Origin of the sequence: Gorillibacterium timonense, assembly GCF_001457415.1 — a bacterium.
Taxonomy (GTDB): domain Bacteria; phylum Bacillota; class Bacilli; order Paenibacillales; family NBRC-103111; genus Gorillibacterium; species Gorillibacterium timonense.
Window position 1 is genome coordinate 2,253,741 of record NZ_LN881724.1, and the last position, 17,341, is coordinate 2,271,081.

Annotated in this window: 13 protein-coding genes; 4 read left to right on the top strand and 9 right to left on the bottom strand. The window is 53.3% G+C overall.

Translation table 11 applies throughout. From position 1 onward, the window contains the following. Complete coding sequence (locus tag BN2684_RS22970) at positions 1–2,676, bottom strand: glycoside hydrolase family 9 protein (protein ID WP_058304393.1); 2,676 nt, start codon at positions 2,674–2,676, stop codon at positions 1–3. 498 nt (positions 2,677–3,174) lie between these two features. On the opposite strand from BN2684_RS22970, the gene BN2684_RS22980 reads away from it, so the two are divergent. After that, complete coding sequence (locus BN2684_RS22980) at positions 3,175–3,975, top strand: AraC family transcriptional regulator (protein ID WP_234340307.1); 801 nt, start codon at positions 3,175–3,177, stop codon at positions 3,973–3,975. A 227-nt stretch (positions 3,976–4,202) separates the two neighbouring features. Continuing rightward, on the top strand, positions 4,203–5,168 hold the full coding sequence (locus tag BN2684_RS22985; RefSeq protein ID WP_058304396.1) for a helix-turn-helix domain-containing protein: 966 nt from the start codon (positions 4,203–4,205) through the stop codon (positions 5,166–5,168). Positions 5,169–5,370: 202 nt separating this feature from the next. On the opposite strand, the gene BN2684_RS22990 is transcribed toward BN2684_RS22985, so the two are convergent. The 6 genes from BN2684_RS22990 to BN2684_RS23015 form a co-directional block, all read right to left on the bottom strand. Further along, positions 5,371–5,868 (bottom strand): GNAT family N-acetyltransferase, encoded by a 498-nt coding sequence (locus tag BN2684_RS22990; RefSeq protein ID WP_058304397.1) that lies wholly within the window; start codon positions 5,866–5,868, stop codon positions 5,371–5,373. A gap of 164 nt (positions 5,869–6,032) precedes the next feature. Then, a complete protein-coding gene (locus BN2684_RS22995; protein WP_058304398.1) occupies positions 6,033–6,860 on the bottom strand; it encodes an ABC transporter permease in 828 nt (275 codons plus the stop codon). Continuing rightward, the gene (locus tag BN2684_RS23000) at positions 6,857–7,645 is read right to left on the bottom strand and encodes an ABC transporter ATP-binding protein (protein WP_058304399.1); all 789 of its coding nucleotides are present in this window, start codon (positions 7,643–7,645) and stop codon (positions 6,857–6,859) included. The genes BN2684_RS22995 and BN2684_RS23000 overlap by 4 nt, the downstream gene beginning before the upstream one ends. 41 nt (positions 7,646–7,686) lie before the next feature. Beyond that, positions 7,687–8,685, bottom strand: coding sequence for an ABC transporter substrate-binding protein (locus BN2684_RS23005; RefSeq protein ID WP_058304400.1), 999 nt, complete (start codon positions 8,683–8,685; stop codon positions 7,687–7,689). Positions 8,686–8,989: 304 nt separating this feature from the next. Next, positions 8,990–10,012, bottom strand: a complete 1,023-nt coding sequence (locus BN2684_RS23010; RefSeq protein ID WP_058304401.1) for a glycosyltransferase family 2 protein — start codon at positions 10,010–10,012, stop codon at positions 8,990–8,992. Positions 10,013–10,033: 21 nt separating this feature from the next. Further along, positions 10,034–12,514 carry a glycosyltransferase family 39 protein gene (locus BN2684_RS23015; protein ID WP_058304402.1) on the bottom strand — a complete coding sequence of 827 codons (2,481 nt, stop codon included), beginning with the start codon at positions 12,512–12,514 and terminating at the stop codon, positions 10,034–10,036. Between the two features lie 401 nt (positions 12,515–12,915). Between BN2684_RS23015 and BN2684_RS23020 the strand changes: the two genes are divergently transcribed. Then, positions 12,916–13,563 (top strand): hypothetical protein, encoded by a 648-nt coding sequence (locus tag BN2684_RS23020; RefSeq protein ID WP_058304403.1) that lies wholly within the window; start codon positions 12,916–12,918, stop codon positions 13,561–13,563. A 778-nt stretch (positions 13,564–14,341) separates the two neighbouring features. Here BN2684_RS23020 and BN2684_RS23025 read toward each other — a convergent pair. Then, entirely contained in the window at positions 14,342–15,859 is a 1,518-nt protein-coding gene (locus BN2684_RS23025) for a carboxypeptidase M32 (protein ID WP_058304404.1), read from the bottom strand. A 155-nt stretch (positions 15,860–16,014) separates the two neighbouring features. Here BN2684_RS23025 and BN2684_RS23030 point away from each other — a divergent pair, with 155 nt between their 5' ends. After that, complete coding sequence (locus BN2684_RS23030; RefSeq protein WP_058304405.1) at positions 16,015–16,626, top strand: beta-class carbonic anhydrase; 612 nt, start codon at positions 16,015–16,017, stop codon at positions 16,624–16,626. A gap of 161 nt (positions 16,627–16,787) precedes the next feature. Here BN2684_RS23030 and lpdD read toward each other — a convergent pair whose 3' ends face one another. Beyond that, complete coding sequence (gene lpdD / locus BN2684_RS23035) at positions 16,788–17,147, bottom strand: prenylated flavin chaperone LpdD (protein ID WP_058304406.1); 360 nt, start codon at positions 17,145–17,147, stop codon at positions 16,788–16,790. Positions 17,148–17,341: the final 194 nt, after the last annotated feature.

The window sequence follows — 17,341 nt, forward strand, 5'->3', positions numbered from 1 at the left end:
TTACGGAGTCGTGCCATATACGAGATTTCCATTCTGATACAAGGCCACTTGATTCCAATCGGCCAGATTAAGTTTCGTTCCGTCATAGGAGTAGTCATTTGCTTCGTTGAAATTCGACCAATCCGCCTTGTGGAAGCGGGTTTGGATGACACCGCTCTGCCCTCCTGCCGCAACGGTTCCTGCTGCTGTTTTGAAGGAAATCTCCAGGTAGGTATCTGCCGTTGTCGTAGGCGTCGCCATCGTCACAAACTGCGCCTGGATATTTGCGCTTCCAACCTGTGCGTAGTCACAGAAGAAGTTGAGTGCGGTCTGGCTGTCCTTGGTGAAGTAATAGCGGATGGTGATCGTGCTGAGATCAACCGCGGACGACCCGTTGTTCACGATATTGAAGTGCGGCATGATCGCATTGTTGGTCGTGTTGGTGTCCCCCGCTTTATACTGCAGCTTGAGACTTCCCGGTGTTGCCGTCGGCGTAGCCGTCGGTGTAGCCGTTGGCGTTGCAGTCGGTGTCGCCGTCGGCGTGGCCGTCGGTGTCGCCGTCGGCGTGGCCGTCGGTGTCGCCGTCGGTGTAGCCGTTGGCGTTGCAGTCGGCGTAGCCGTCGGTGTGGCCGTCGGTGTAGCCGTTGGTGTCGCAGTCGGCGTAGCCGTCGGTGTGGCCGTTGGTGTGGCTGTCGGCGTAGCCGTCGGTGTAGGTGTCGGAGTTACTCCTCCCGGCTCTTGGCCGAATACCCGCACTCCCGCATCGTACACCGGAATCTTCGCCGTCTTTTGCACCGCGGAGCTGGTCAGACCCGTGAAGGAGTAGTCGTTAGACGCATCCCACGCTCCTTGCGGACCGCTGATCCGGAACTGGATCTCCTTGCGGTAATACGGTTGACCTCCGGGATAGATCTTCGTTCCGGTGAAGTCCACGTTCACATAGTAAATTTTGTTGGCGGTATCATAGGGAAGCACTTTTGAGACGACGGCTCCTTGGTTATAGTTCGAGACTACCGTCACCTGATCAGCCGTATATCCAGCCGCGTAGACCTCGCTCAGATCGAGGAAATACTTGAAGGACAGCTTATCCCCCATCTTCGCCGGCCAGCCGGATTGATTGTTGAGATAAGCCTTGATTTCGGTGAAGTTGGAGCTAGCTTGATTGATGGATGCTTCGACGAAGAACTCGTCCGTTTTCGTCTCCAGCGCAGGGAAGCTCGCAAGTGGAAGCTGCCCGGCTCCATACATCAGATTCATCTTCGCAAGCGCTCCGGTGAAGCCGGCGTTGTAATCCGTCGCCACCTCGTTGCTCACGTAGTCGGTAACGCTGTCGGCATATCCGTCTGTAGCATCCGGACCGCCGACAAGCGCTCCGTACAGGATGTGCCGGTGGTTTGCCGGATTGGACAAGCTGTCCGTCCAGGAGCTGTGCGCTGTCCGGTGATGAGGATGCTGAGGCGGGTTATTGCCGTATCCCACCACATAACTTCGATTCGAAGGATTGTCGCCCAGCATATAGCGGATTTGACTCACTCCGAAGTCGCGGTAGCGTGCTTTTTTCACACTATCAGTAACAAAATCGGAATAGACGAACGCGAGGAACGAAGCATTCGCTGAGTAGCGGAGCGAACCCCACGTATCCAGCCAAGCAAGGCCGCCCGGGGTGTATTTGACCTTTTGCCCGCCAGTGCCCACGGTCCAGAAATCGAGGTTGCGTTCGGTTTCCCGGACAAAGGTTTGTGCTTCCGGCATGCCAAGCTCGCTCGTGATCCGAGCCAGCAGCAATTGGGCGCCGTAACGCTTGTCATCCCAGTTGATCGTCCACTTGACCGGCCAGCTGCCGTCCTGTTCTTTGCCCCAATTTGCGGTAGCCGCAATCGCTTTGGTCAGGTAGGCGGTATCCTTTGTCGCCAAGTAGAGCCATGCCGCTCCCCACGTCAGCTCATCCTGATAGCCGCTCCACGATTTGTAGAATTGGCCGGCATCCGTGATGCTGTCTGAATAGCTGCCGCGGTACGTGTCCGCGAAGGTATAGAGCGTCTTCGCATGGGTTAGCAGCTTATCGGCATAAGCGGCGTCCGTCGGACGGAAGACCAGTGAAGCAGCGGCAAGAGCGGCGGCCGTTTCCCCGGCCAAGTCAGAGCCCGGATGAGTCGCGTCGATCTTATACGATTTACGCGCCATCTGCATCACTTCTGCAGGTCCCCACCAAGCGTGATCGATTCCCCCTGTGCCGACCTGACCCCACAGCTCATTAGGGGCTGTATGCGCTTTCACAAAATAGTCGGTCGCCCACTTCAGATTCTCGAGCAGCTTGTCGAGTTGTCCGGATTGGGCGTAGCCATCCCGGTACTCATATGCCGACCAGGCCAGCATGGTGGCGGAGAAGGCCATCGGGAAGCCGAACTTCACATGATCTCCGGCATCGTACCAGCCGCCCGTCAGATCCACGCCTACATCGGCGCCGTCCGTCAAACCTGAATCGCCGCGCCATTCCACTCGATTGTTCGTCGGCAATACTCCTGAACGCTGAGCTTCGTAGAAATACAGTGCTTTTTGCAAGGCCTCCGCATAGTTGTAGCTACCTGCCGCCTGGGTAATCCCGCCGATCCGCAGTGCGGGAAAAGCTCCCGCCGCTAAACAGATGGTCAACAGCCACATGCTTACTCGCTTGAAATTCCGGCTCTTGCGTCTCATCCTTTCACCCTCTTTCTCAAGATGGAAGCCACATTCCGGTTAACTTGAAGCGCTTTCACTTCCTCCTTTCCCTTTATTTATCAGAGGAGGAATTCCATCTGACAAGCCCAGTATTACCTTTATTTAACATATTTCATAGGGTGATAAAGTGACTTTTCTATAAAAAATACAACCTTTTTCCCAATTGCCTTCCATTTTGATCGACTTTTCTTCCTTCCGTTCGCCAATTGTCTTCAGACATGCGAGTACCTCATTGATCCATATTGGACAGAACGGCTCGTCCTCATCGTGCTCGATCATTCTTTCGATGCTTTTGGCTGCGTCAACGTCATCCGCGACTAGAAACCATCTGTGCAATGATGGAGATGTGCGTTACAATCCCCCTATATCCCCGTGTAAACCTGTACGCTGAAAACAGGATGCGAGCCGAACCGTTTTGATATTCTTGTGTTGGAAAGGGGCGAGACCATGGAATGGGTTGACCGAATGAACCGTGCGATGGATTATCTGGAAGCGCATTTGACGGAGGAGGTGAATCCCGATGAATTAAATCGAATCTTGGCATGTCCATATTCCGTCTTTCAGCGTTCGTTTGCTCCGATCACCGGAATGCAGCTATCGGACTATCTTCGCCGTAGACGATTGACCCGTGCTGCATATGACCTTCAGAACACAGACAAACGCGTGATCGATGTTGCGGTCAAATATGGCTATGATTCTGCAGATGCATTTACGGCTGCATTTAAACGGATGCACGGGATCACCCCGCATGAAGCGCGCAAACCGGAGGCCAACCTGAAATTTCATCCCCGCCTTACTTTCACATTTAGGATTACGGGGGTAAGTGAAATGAATTATCGTTACATAGAAAAGGAACCTTTTGGAGTTCTGGGCATCCGCCGCACCACACCGCAAGGCGGCGGCACATGGGCAATCGTCAAAACAGATGGGTCAGCTGAGCAATTGCGTGACATCAGTGGGCATTCCTGTGATTTGGGGCTGTGCTTCGGCTTCGATCAGGAAGACAATAACGATTACATGTGCGGAGTCGAATATGAAGGAACGGCTGTACCGGGTTTTGATCACTACCACTATCCTGCAACCGCATGGCTTGTCTTCACAGCGGAAGGAGCGATTACAAGCGAAGTTCTTGGACAGACCTGGAAGCGGATCTACGGTGAATTTATGCCTCAAAGTCCCTACAAGCAATTGGACTTACCCACCATCGAGAAATACATTGAATGGGACGATGTTTCCGATCGTAGTCATGTTGAGATCTACATCCCCGTTCAAAAATGACCTCCTGAACTATAGGCAGCTTTAACCCAGTCCCATTCATGGCTCGAACGGCTCTCCCGCTCGAAACAAGCCGGATGGGACTGGGTTATTGACTCTGCTCCTGCGTCGTAGTTTAAGATAGGTCTTGAGCATGTCAGCTAATTGGAATCCCGACGGTTGCGATTCGTCAACATGCTCCATTCAGAGCAAGAGCGTGTTTGCAAGCACGCTTTAGGAGGGAGATTGCATTGTCCGTTCCATTGTTTAAGGTTAGAGAAGTTTCCCTGAAGTATGACATCACCACCCGGGCATTGAAATATTACGAGGAAATGGGGCTGATCACGAGCACTCACGTCGAGGATTACTCCTATCGCTGCTACGACGCGGAGGCCGTAAAGCGCATTGAGCAAATTCTGATTTTGCGCAAGCTGGACATCAGTATCAAGGACATCCAACGGATCTTTGCATCCGCTAATGCGGCCGTACTCATCGACGTCCTAGGTGAAAAAATCGGCAAAATCGATCACGAGACGGAACTGCTGCAGCATGTGAAGACCATCATCATCGCATTGATCGAACAGATCCAAGACTTCGACACTCAAGATGAAGTGAATCTCAAGCTTCTGTATGAGAAAGCCAATGAAGTGGGGCAGTACATTGAAGGCTATCAGGATGCGGTGAAGGCGCAGCCGGTCCATCAGCTGATCGAAGCCGTCGATAAGCTTGAGAAAAAGCCGGATATCCGCATCGTTAACCTTCCATCCGTCAGAATGGCGCGATCCGGCAAGAACAATCTGGAGGCGTTCGACAAATGGTTTAGTACGATCAAGCCTCCGCAAAATCTTTTCCCACGAGATTTCATGTGGTTTCATCCCCAACTCAACGATTTTGAATGGTTATTTGCCCTTCCCGAAGACATGACGGATTCGAACGGCTTCGAGGTGTTTGATTTCCCAGGCGGACTCTATGCGGCGGCAGTCGCCTTCGACGACGACGACGTTACACGAGTCAATCGGCTGGTACACCGCTGGGTGGACGAAAGTCAGGTGTATGCGGCATCCTCGCTGGAAAACGACGAATTCGAGCGGTATGACATGGGGCATATCATCGGCGCGATGCATTTCGCAGACGGAACGATGAAAGAGCAGATGGACTTGTTCATCCCGATTGTCAAAAAACAGCATGACCTCTCTCTTCGCGGTCACGAAACGTAAACCAGCTCCTTCGAAGTGAGCAGCTTATCGAACCGACTGTCCGCCGCATTCCTCGGAATACATGACCCGCTGCCTGTTCGAACGTTAGCAGTAGACGGTCGCGGGTCCGAGCGATAACCAATCCGCGGGTCGGCTTCCTTCTAACCTAAAAAAGAAGAGAAGCCTCTTTCGCTTCTCTTCTTCCCCTTGCTCATTTAAGTGGTCATCCGCTTATTTTTTGCTTAAGCCAGTAGGAAAACTCATCGGTTTCATGCGTTTTCTCAAATCCAAGCTTCTCCAGCACACGGATGGAGGCGATGTTATCCCTCTCCGTCTCGGCGGTAACTCCCGCCACGTTCATTTCATCGAGGGCCCAACGGACAAGACGTCCGTTCCCTTCGGTTGCGTATCCGCGTCTCTGCTCGTCATCCGATATGCCATAGCCAATTTCCACATAACCGTTCTCATTGGGCTTGCCTTTGAACAGCCCCCCGCCAACGATCTTGTTTTCGGATTTTTCATAAAAAGTCCAAGTCCTGTACCAGATCAGGTCTTCTTCGGCAAATAAGCCCTGCTCCGCTAATTCCCTGTGATACTTGTAAGCATGGCTGAAGTCGATGGCCAACTCATCGCCCTGCTCGGCTGTCCGGCACATCGCTTCATAGGTGTCACATACCAATACCAGCCGTTCCGAATTCAATTCAAGCTCGGAAATCCCCATGTATTCTCCTTCTCGTAAGCCTGTGGTTGGATTAGCTACTCCATCCGCTTGCTGATCGAAAAGGGAAGGAGTGGTTAATTACTCTAAAAGTACCTCACCGCTTTTTTCCAGTCAATCCCTTTAGATCTCTATAATAAAAAAATCCTGAAATGCCGTCTTGCCCATCATTTCGACCGGATCAACCGCTTCTCCAGCCATGCCACGGCTTGGTACATCAAAGTAGCCACGATGGCGATCAGGAACAGCGTTCCGAGCACGAGGGTGAAGTTGAATACCTGGAAGCCGTAGACGATAAGATAGCCGAGTCCTTTCTGGGAGACGAGGAATTCTCCCACAATGACCCCGATCCAAGACAGCCCGACATTCACCTTGAGCGTCGAGACGATGGCCGGATATGCGGCGGGCAGGATGACCTTGCTGAACACCTGTGCGCGGGAGCCGCCGAGAAGGCGGACCACCTTGCTGTAGCCGGATTCAACCTCCCGGAAACTGGCGAAGATGACCAAGGTCGTGATGATCACATTGACTGCAAGTGTTGTCCCGATGATCGATAGCATCCCCGGACCAAGCCCGACGATGAACAGCGGGCCGAGGGCGACTTTGGGCATGCTGTTCAGAACAACAATGTAAGGGTCAAGCACCTTCTCCACGAAAGGAGACCACCACAAGAGAATTGCCAGCGCCGTCCCTACCAGGGTGCCGAGAAGAAATCCGATCACCGTTTCGGTCACCGTCATCCCGATATGGGGAAAGATCGAACCGTCCCGCGTCATCTCGGCAAGCAGGGAGAGGATCTTGCTCGGGTAGCTGAACAGCAGCACATCGATGGCTTTCGCGCGGCCCGCCCATTCCCACAGCCCGAAGAAGATTACGAGAATCGCGAGCTGGGTTAGGCGAACCCGGCTGCGCAGACGCTTTCTGTCCGCCAAATAGGTTTTATGGGCATCAATTGTCAGCTTGAGCTTGTCGTTATCCGCCATCACCTGCTTCATGGACGCCCCTCCTTGCGATCCGGATCTTCAAGCTCTCTCCAGATTTCATGGAAGAGAGGATGAAAGCCGGTCAGCTCTCTCGCCTCAATCGGTCCGGCCGCCCGAATCGGATCGGGAATGCGAATCTCATGGCGGATACGGCCCGGCCCTCGCTCCATGACGAGCACCCGGTCACTCATTGCGACCGCCTCCGAGATGTCATGGGTAACGAGAAGCGCCGTTTTCTTGTGCGCCTTCAGAATGTCAAGAATCAGCTCCTCGAGCTGAAGGCGAGTCTGGTAATCCAACGCTGAGAAAGGCTCGTCAAGCAGCAGCAGATCCGGCTCGGTCGCAAGGGTTCTCACGAGCGCGGCCCGCTGCCGCATTCCCCCGGACAGCTGATGAGGATAGCTGTCCCGCACCGGCAGGAGACCGAGCTCGTCGAGCAGATGCAGAATCCATTTGCGCCTCGTATCATCGGCTTTGCCGTGCAGCTCGAGCCCGAGCATGACATTGTCGAGGATCGTCCGCCATGGAAACAGGTAATCCTGCTGAAGCATGTAGCCGATACGCGGAGAGGGCTTCCCCGCCTCTTTGCCTGCGACTCGAATATCCCCAAGTGTTGGTTTAATCAAACCGGCAATGATCGAGAGGAGTGTCGTCTTGCCGCAGCCGCTTGGACCGACCAGGCTGACAAATTCGCCCGGGTGGATGGCGAAGGTGATATCGTCCACCGCCAGCGACGCCCCCCGTTCGGTGACATAGACATGCGTGATCCCGTCAAGAAGCAAAGAAGGCTCGCTCATCGTTCCATCCCTCCTTACGCGCTTCTCCTCCCGTGACTCCTTTACTTGCCGGTTTCGATCGCCTTTTCGGCATAGGTGTTATCCACGAGCTTTTTATAGTCGGCATGGGCTTTCAGCTCACCCGCCTGCTCCATTACATCCTGCAGATTGTTCCATTCCGCTTCGTCGATGACCGGATTCAAGGCGTAAGAGCCTTGCTCCTTATAGCGTTTCACAACGGAATTCATGATCTCTTTGTCCGTATTCGGGAAGTATTCCGCAATCGCCTCAACGATTTTATCGACCGGCTGTTCCTCCACCCATTTCTGAGCGCGGTACAGGGCATTCGTAAATTTCTGGGCGATCTCCGGATTCTTCGTCAGGAAGCTCTTCTTCGCCATAAATACCGTATACGGGAGATGCCCGCTCTCCACGCCGAAGGAAGCGACGACCGTCCCTTTGCCTTCTTTCTCGATGACCGAAGCCTGCGGCTCGAACAGCTGGACGTATTCGCCCGTACCGGAAGCGAAGGCTGTCGCGATATTGGCGAATTCCACGTTCTGAATCAGCTTCATATCCTTCTGCGGGTCAATCCCGTGCTTGCGGAGCGTGAATTCGCCTGCCATTTGCGGCATGCCGCCTTTTCTCTGTCCGAGGAAAGTCGTTCCCTTCAGCTCGTTCCAATCAAACGATTCCTTCTTCTCGCGAGCAACCAGGAAAGTCCCGTCCGTCTGCGTCAATTGAGCGAAGTTGATTACCGGATCCTCCGAGCCTTGCTGCTCCACATAAATGGAGGTTTCGGAGCCGACAAGCCCGATATCGACCACACCAGAGAGAATTGCTGTCATCGTTTTGTCGCCGCCCGCCGTTGTTTGAAGCTCCACATCAAGCCCTTCATCCTTGAAGAAGCCTTGCGTCAGCGCCACATACTGCGGTGCGTAAAAAATCGAGCGCGTCACTTCCCCGACCTTGACCTTCGAAGCGTCCTTCTTGCCGCAGCCGCTAAGCGCCAAAGACAGCGCCAGCACGGCAAGTGCGGCTACCTTCAAGCTTTTCGTCATCTCCATACCTCCCATGTCATTCTGGCTTACGACAGTGTATGCGCCTATGGGCGAAGGGGTCCATGAAAAAAGCCCTGAAGGAAGCTCTTCCCTTCATCAGGGGAGAAACTTCCCACAGAGCTTCCTGCGGTTGTTTGTCTACTGCATGTTATCAAACCATGGATAGGAATGAACCGGACGATCATAACCGCGTGAAGAATGAGCCTAAGGCGCTCATATCAAGTAAAATCTTCATGTCTATTCGTCCGGAATTCGGTTTAAAACACGCCATAACTAACAAATCCTGTTGATCGAATAGCTGGTCTTACGACGGTCTTCTTTTGCTGGCCAGCTCGCGAATATTGGAGGCCTCCATTCGGCCGGGAACGCTTTGCAGGGGTTGGTGCTGTTGCTGTTTCGTGACGAAGTCGCGGACAATATACAGCGGTCTTCCTTTCGATTCGTCGTAGATTCGGCCGATGTATTCGCCAACCGCCCCAAGCATGATCAAGGTAAAGCCGCTGAAGAAGAGTTGGATGATCATGAGAGAAGACCAGCCCGGGACAACCTGATCGGTGAACAGCTTTTGATAGAAGACCGTCATCATATAGAGGAACCCCGCAACTGAGCACAGGAAACCGGCATAACCCGCCAGCTTGAGCGGTTTGTAGGAAAAGGATGTGATTCCGTCGAGGCACAGCTTGATCATCTTTTTAAGCGGATACTTCGTCTCCCCGGCCAACCTTTCGTCGCGGACATACTCGATGGCCGTCTGCCGAAAGCCGACCCAACTGACCAAACCGCGAACGAAGCGATTGTTTTCCGGGAGTCGTTTCATCTCCTCGCATACCCGACGGTCAATCAGCCGAAAATCACCGGTATCCACCGGAATGTCAATCTCCGTTGAAGCACGCAGGACGCGGTAGAACATGCGCGCCGTCGTTTTTTTGAACCACGTCTCCCCCTTGCGAGCAATCCGCTTGGCATAAACGACCTCGAAGCCTTCTTTCCATTTGGCGATCATGTCGAGGATAAGCTCGGGAGGGTCCTGCAGGTCCGCATCAATGACGACGACCGCTTCCCCACACGCATAATCCATGCCTGCTGTTATGGCGACCTGATGACCGAAATTACGAGAAAAATCAATGAGCTTCACGTTATCGTCCACGGAGCAGAAGCCCCTCAAGATCTCGACTGTGCGGTCCCGGCTGCCGTCGTTGACGAACAGCAGCTCGTACGTCTCGCCTGTTGTATCCATGACAGTCTGCAAGCGCCGATACGTTTCATGAATCACAGCTTCCTCGTTATAGACCGGAATGACGATGCTGTAACGCACTTGTCCATCCATTGCTGACTCTCCTCCTCCGTCTTATTTTTTGATTTCGTAGAGCGTGGTTCCGCCAAAGCCGCCCATCCCCATCACTCCGCTGGTGCTGTCCGTCGAAGTCGGCGTATCCGTCGCGCTCTTCCATTCACTTTCCGTAATCGCGGTGCTGTTCTCGATAATCCAGGAGGTGACTTCGGACGATCCACCACGACCACCGCCACCTTCACCGGACAGCAGGAAATACTTCACATCGCCGTTTGCGACCATCTGCTTGAGTTTGTCGACGGTCAAGATCGGGTCCGAACCGGAGAAGCCGCCCATAGCCATAACCGCTTTGCGGGTTTGAATGATGTAAGGAGCGGCCGTCTGCGAGCTGGTCGTGGCAAACAGGTATTTTTCCCCCGTATTGTTCACGGTCAAGTAGTTGATGAGATCCTGATCCACCGAGGAAGCACCCCGCGAGAAGTTGAAGCCTCCTCCGCTATTAGCCGCGCTGGTGTCCGTCCGGTTTGAGTCGGTCGGGGTCTGGCCGTCCTGGTTTGTTCCAGTTTGGTTTGACCCGCCTTGGTTAGTACCGAAAGGGTTCGTTCCGTTCGCGTTCAATCGCTCCCGGTTACCATCTCGTTCGCCGAAGTTGCCAATCATCCCAGCCATTACGTTCCGGTTCCCCATTCCGAATCCCGTCGAACCCGTCGGTCCCGCCGCCGGAACGGAGGAATTTGGGTTGTCCTGGGTTGAAGGAAGATAAGACCAATAACCCGGAGCGGCGAGCAGCACGAGCATCCCCAGAACAGATGCGGCAAAAGCCAGACGATTCTCAAGAAGGCGAAGCAGCAGGAGAAGCGCTACGACGATCCCGCCTGCTCCGACCCCGATGACCCAGCCTTTGCCCATCGTTTCCGAATAGGGATTCAGCACGTAAAGCTCAAAGGCGGTTGTGACAAGGAGCGCAGCCGGTAGAATCCATGCTTTCCAGCCTTGCTTGTCGCGGTAAAAGGACCACAGAGCGCTCCAGCCAGCACCGGCAAGTGCTGCGACCGGAGGAGCCAGCATGATCAGATAATACTGGTGGAAGAAGCCGGCAATACTGAAGAAGCCGCCGACCGGGATGAGCCAGGCCAACCAGAACAATGTCTCCTTCTCCCGATCCGTCATGCTTCTGCGGAAGCGGATGCCGGAGAGCAGGCCGATGCTCGCAAGCAGCGCAAAGGGAAGCAGCCAGCTCGCTTGGCCGGAAAGCTCGGATTGGAATAGCCGGAATACTCCAGCCTGACCGGTGTTGAACATTCCGCCGCCCCCACCGCTGCGATTCGTGCCGCCGTCTCCGCCGGGCATTTGGCCCATTCCGCCCGGCACTTGCCCGCCAGCTCCGCCGTCATCCCCGAAGCCGGGCTGTTGACCCTGCTCCCCGTCGGTTCCTTGGGAAGCCGCGGCTACCGCATCGTTGCCGGTCGTTCCTGTTGTTCCGGTTGTCCCCGCTTGGCCATCCCGTCCTCCCTGCGGCATCGTTCCTCCGTTGCCGCCGTTCTGGCTGCCTCCGGGAGCTTGGCCATTTTGCCCAGATTGACCATCCCGCCCAAATGGAGCAGTCTGTCCTTGGTTATTGCCATTTGCTCCGGCAGGGGCCTGCCCCCCATCGGCTCCACTCGTTCCGTTTTGTGCGCCGGACCGATCGGAACGCTCGATCGAACCGCTTGGCGCTTGTCCGCCAAAGCCTCCTCCGCCGCCGTTATTTCGATCCCCCGTCAGGCGGCTTACTCCGTTATAGCCAAATGCAAGCTCGAGAACCGAGTTGGTTTGGCTGCTGCCGATATAGGGTCGTTTGTCAGCGGGAATCGAATCGACAATGACTGCCCAAGAAACGGAGATCACCAACATCACAGCCGTTGCTCCGGAGAGAATGCCAAGCTTCTTTTTCCAGTTGAGCTTAACGGCTATCCAATAAAAGAGATAAAAGGCGGGAACAATCATATACGCCTGAAGCATCTTCATGTTGAACGCGACTCCGATCATGGCAAAAGCGCCGATGATCCAGCCCGCCTTCTTGTCGCGAACGCCCTTCATCAGCATCCAGGTGCCAAGCAGTAGCGCGAAGACCAGCATCCCGTCGATGTTGTTGGAGCGGCTGATCACAACCGCGATCGGCGTTAACGCCAGAATGAGCGCCCCCATCCGCGCCGCCAGCTTGCCGAATGTCGGCTTAAGCAGGAAGTACAACAGCAGCACCGAACCCACATTCGCGAGCGCCTGCGGAAGGATGACGCTCCAGCCGTAAAGGCCGAAGATCTTCGCAAACAAGGTCTGGATCCAGAAGACAACCGGCGGTTTATCCACCGTCACGAATCCGACCGGATCAAGCGAGCCGAAGAAAAACGATTTAAAGTTCTCCATCATGCTCGCAACAGCAGCCGTGTAATACGAGTTCGAGTATTTATCCTTCCAGATGCCAAATACGTTCAAGAATAACGACATCACCGTTATCGCGGTTAAATACCAGTCGATTTTTCTCCCTTTCTTCTCCATCCCCACCGACTCCTTCTCTCATCCATGCATCCGCATCTCGCGGCTTGTTTTCTGTATTGTGAACCTTCCTCCTTAACCGCACGTTATCGTTAGCTTAAAAGAACCTTAAGAGCGAAAATAATCATCCGAGTCGTTCATCTTCTGCATAAGAAAATGACCGACAACTAAGCAGATTCTTCTGCGCATTTATCGATCAGCCGAGCTTCAAGCTTAAACCCTTTCGATGATCGAATGAACTAAAAGGTCTGTGAAAACCTCACCCTGGAAAAATCCAACATGATATGTTACATTTGAATCAATTGATTGGCGTGAAGCACATGCCGCTTTGATACGATCAGCTCATTTGAGCTAACTTCGTATGAGGGCGGCTTTTTGTTTATTCCGAGGGGATGTGTGATGAGATGAGTTTGTTCGATGACGCTTGTGAGCAATGGATGACTAAGCAGATCGCCGAGGAAAGGAACCCCAGAAGGCGGGAACTTCTGAAAAAAGGATTAGGACATAGTACCATAGCCTATTTGAGCTCGATATGGTTCCCTGCCGTTGGAAACTTCGATCATCTATACCCAGAGTACGAGGTTCGGGACATGAACAACAGCTTCCGATATCTTGATCTGGCTTACATCCTGCCAGGGGCCAAGGGCTGTATTGAGATCCAGGATTACCGAACTCACGCCCGAGACATTGAAACCGGTCGATTTAAGGATTTATGTTTGAAGCAAGCCTTGCTCACGCTGGATGATTGGCTCTTCTTACCCATTGCTTACTTGTCAATTCGAGACGACCCTGCTGTATGCAAACAACTGACGCTTGCCTTTGTTGGGAAATTTCTGTCCACCGCAACTCCGTCCGAGTTAAACTGGGGTGAAGCCGAAACTCTTCGCTTCGCCCGTAGATTGATGCGTCCTTTCCTGCCACGAGAGCTTTCAGCCCATCTAAGGTTATCCGATCGCCACACAAGGGACATTCTTCATCATTTAGTTAACAAAAAAATGCTTGTTGTCGCTAGCGGCAATCAGCGATATCGCACCTATCGGCTCGGACAGTAAGTGGGGGGTAACCTCCTTTTTCTCGTATTCGGAAGGTGGGGCAGCCGAACTCGTTCGAATTTTCTAACGGCGGCAAGAGCCACTATTTTATCGATAGAGAGTGCTTTGAATTTCTAACGGAGCTACACGCAGCTAATTGCAGTCAATGGCCGCCTTTTACTCAGAAGTATGACAAATAGCATCGCACACTTCCGTTAGAGTTGAAAAGGTGCCTTTTTGAGCTAATTAGCTGCAGCTGTTTCCGTTAGAAAAATCGCATCATCCTTCGACGCGGATCGCGAAGAGAAAACCCCTCATATGCCTTCGATGTGGATCGCATTCGCTGTAGATCCCAAAGGTAATTTGCGACGTCGCTCTCCTAGTCACCCTCATCGCTGAGGTATTCCATATTGTACTGTGCTTATTACTTATCCGCCTTAATGGTTCGCGCGAACGGCGAGCTTCCTGCATCCCCTCTATCATAATTCGAGCATTATCCTGCGCTTATAACTCCCTCTGTACAGAGCTTCCTCCTTGTCGGGGTCATTCTCCATCCGCAGCATCACCAATACAGAAGAAGCCAACCCTCACATAGGTTGGCTTCTTCTGCTTTTTTATGTGCGCCAGGGTAGTGTATGAACGAACCTTACCAATATCACCATCAGCGATAGGCTCTTCAAATGTGTAATCTTAATCACCATCGGCGATAGGCTCTTCAAAATCGCGTAATCATCATCCCTATGGCGATACGCTCATCAAATCGTGTATAGAGCTCACCGAATGCTAGTATGCACCCGGTTTACGCCAGCTGATAAGCATCCTTGTACTTCTTCGTCAGATACTGAGCCAGGTAATCCGGGTTCAGCTCTTCGCCGGTCACTCCGGTGATCAGCTCGTACGGAGTCTTCAGCCCGCCGTGACGGTAGATCTTCTCCGTCAGCCATGCCTTGATCGGACGGAAATCTCCGCCTCGAACGTGCTCGTCAAGATTCGGGATCTCCTTCCGCAGGGTGCGTTCAAACTGAGCGGCGTACATGTTGCCGAGGGCATACGACGGGAAGTAACCGAAGCTTCCTCCAGCCCAATGCACGTCCTGCAGGATGCCCAGCGTGTTGTTCGGAGGCGTCACGCCGAGGTATTCCTCATACTTGGCATTCCACAGAGCCGGAAGCTCGTCAACCGTCACCTTGCCGCCGATGATGTCCTTCTCCAGCTCATAACGAATCATGATGTGGAGGTTATAGGTCAGCTCATCGGATTCCGTACGGATCAACGAAGGCTTCGCTTCGTTCATGGCGAGGTAGAAGGCTTCCTCCGAGATGCCAGCCAGCTGCTCGGGGAATTGCTTTTGCAGATCGGCATAATACCGGTCCCAGAACGGACGGCTGCGGCCGATCATATTTTCCCAGAAGCGGGATTGCGATTCGTGAATGCCCATCGACGTGCCCGAGCAAAGCAGAGTTCCGTCCAGCTCCGGCGAGATGTTCTGTTCGTAGAGAGCGTGTCCGCATTCGTGAATCGTGCTGAACAGCGCATCCGCGAAATGATGCTCCTTGTAATGCGTCGTAATCCGCACGTCGCCAAGGTTCAACCCGGTCGCAAACGGATGCTCCGTCTCATCCACCCGGCCCGCTTCAAAGTCATACCCGAGCTGGTTCAAGATATAGCGGTTGAAGACCTTTTGATCGTCGATCGGATAGGATTTGTAGAGGAAGTCCGTTTGCGGCTTGTGCTCGGCATTCTGAACCGCATGAACAAGCGGAACGAGCTTCTCGCGCAAGGACCCGAACACTTCATCCAGCTTGGCCACCGTCATTCCCGGCTCATATTGATCGAGCAGAGAGTCGTAAGGATGCGCGTCATAGCCCCAGATCTCCACGAATTCCCGCGTGAACGCGATGATCTTCTCCAGATAAGGGCTGAACTTTCCGTAATCGTCCGCATGCTTGGCTTCTTCCCAAGCCGATTCGGCCTGCGAGGTCAGAACCACATACTCCTTATAGCGATCGGACGGAATTTTCACACTGCGGTCGTATTGCTTGCGGCATTCTTCCACCAGCTTCTTCGTGATCGGATCGCTCTGCTTCGCATTCTCTTCCTCTTCGAAGAAAGCGAGGTATCCGGCCATCTCCTCGGAGATGGACATCTTGAACGCTTCAGTGGACAAGAGACCGATGGCCTCGGAGCGGGTTGGAACCCCCTTCTTCGGAGCGCCTGTCCGCAGATCCCAATACATCACGCCGACTGCCTCATAATAGCTCTTCATCCTGCGGATTAATTCCATAAAACCTTTTTGTTTGTCTTCAAAAACACCCATGGTTTCGCCTCATTTCCGATATGTACTCTATACGATCTTACTGATTTTCGGAAATAATTTCAATTCGTCATTGATTTGGAGCCGCAGCCGCGCTTGTGCTACACTGAATAACAACCGAACACCCATCTCATTCTCATCCCAAAAGGAGGGACACCATGTCGCGTCTGACAGAAATCCTGGAATTCAACCGCTCGTTTGTGCAAAACCATGAATTTGAAGCTTTCCGTACCACCAAATTTCCCGAAAAGAAAATGGTCATTCTTACGTGCATGGACACCCGCCTCGTGGAGCTTCTTCCCAAAGCGATGGATCTCAAGAACGGCGACGCCAAGATCATCAAAAGCGCAGGAGCCATCGTCGCCCACCCATTCGGCAGTATCATGCGCAGCATTCTCGTCGCCATCTACTCCCTCGGGGCCGAGGAAGTCTATGTGATCGGCCATCACGACTGCGGGATGACCAGCCTGAACTCGGAGGAAGTGCTGAATCAGGCGGCGGCTCGCGGCATTTCGAGCGAAACCATCCGTACCTTGGAGAATTCCGGCATCAACCTTCAACGGTTTCTGACCGGCTTTCATTCGGTCTCGGATGCTGTCGCCGACAGCGTGCGCGTCATCCGCAATCACCCGCTCCTGCCTTCCGATATCGGCGTTCACGGGCTTGTGATGAACCCCGAGACGGGCGAGCTCAGCATCGTCACACGCGGCAAAGAGCAAGAAGGCGAGGATTCTTCGGCAATCCCGGTTCATCATCATCCGCACGAATAATCACGCCGTCCTACTCGGGTCTACCCTCGTGACTTAAAGAAAAGGCCGCTCCCCATCGGAGCGGCCACTTGTATTCAACTAGAGCTATCCATTCAAAATTCCAAGGTTTCGCACCTTTTCCAATATCCCATATCCATTGACGCCCGCTTCTACCGACACGATTAGGATTGTGAGTGAACGACCGGAAGAAGTTCGTCCAGCACCCGGTTCATCTCCTCTCGAACGGTCTGTACGGCCAGTTCGATATCAGAGCGAGACGCCGCCTCAATGTGGATTCCCATGACCACGGTAACCGTAGCGCTAAGCCGGGTGCAGGCCATACCCGCGCATTCCAAGGCCAGCCTGTCTTCCCGATGTCCGGGAACAACGGCAAGCTCCGTATGGATCTTGCCGTCCTGATAAAAAGCCATCGCGGTCGCACCGATGTGAGCTTCTCCACCTGTTATGAGAAACAAGTAATCCTTCCCCATCCGCTCGGTATGGATACGGATATCAAACGGCGGTTTCGCTGCCTTGTTCATTCGGTTTCCCCCATTCCTGAGAATGATTACATCATTGCGAAACGTTCTCAACGTCTCTTTTCCATTGTATGCGCATTCACTTCAACTTTCAAATGAGTGTGACCTTTTTCATACCTATTTTTTGAATTTTTTCAATGAAAGGGCAATCGCCCTTAAGCGATTGCCCGCTGCCTCGCATTACAGTCCATACAATT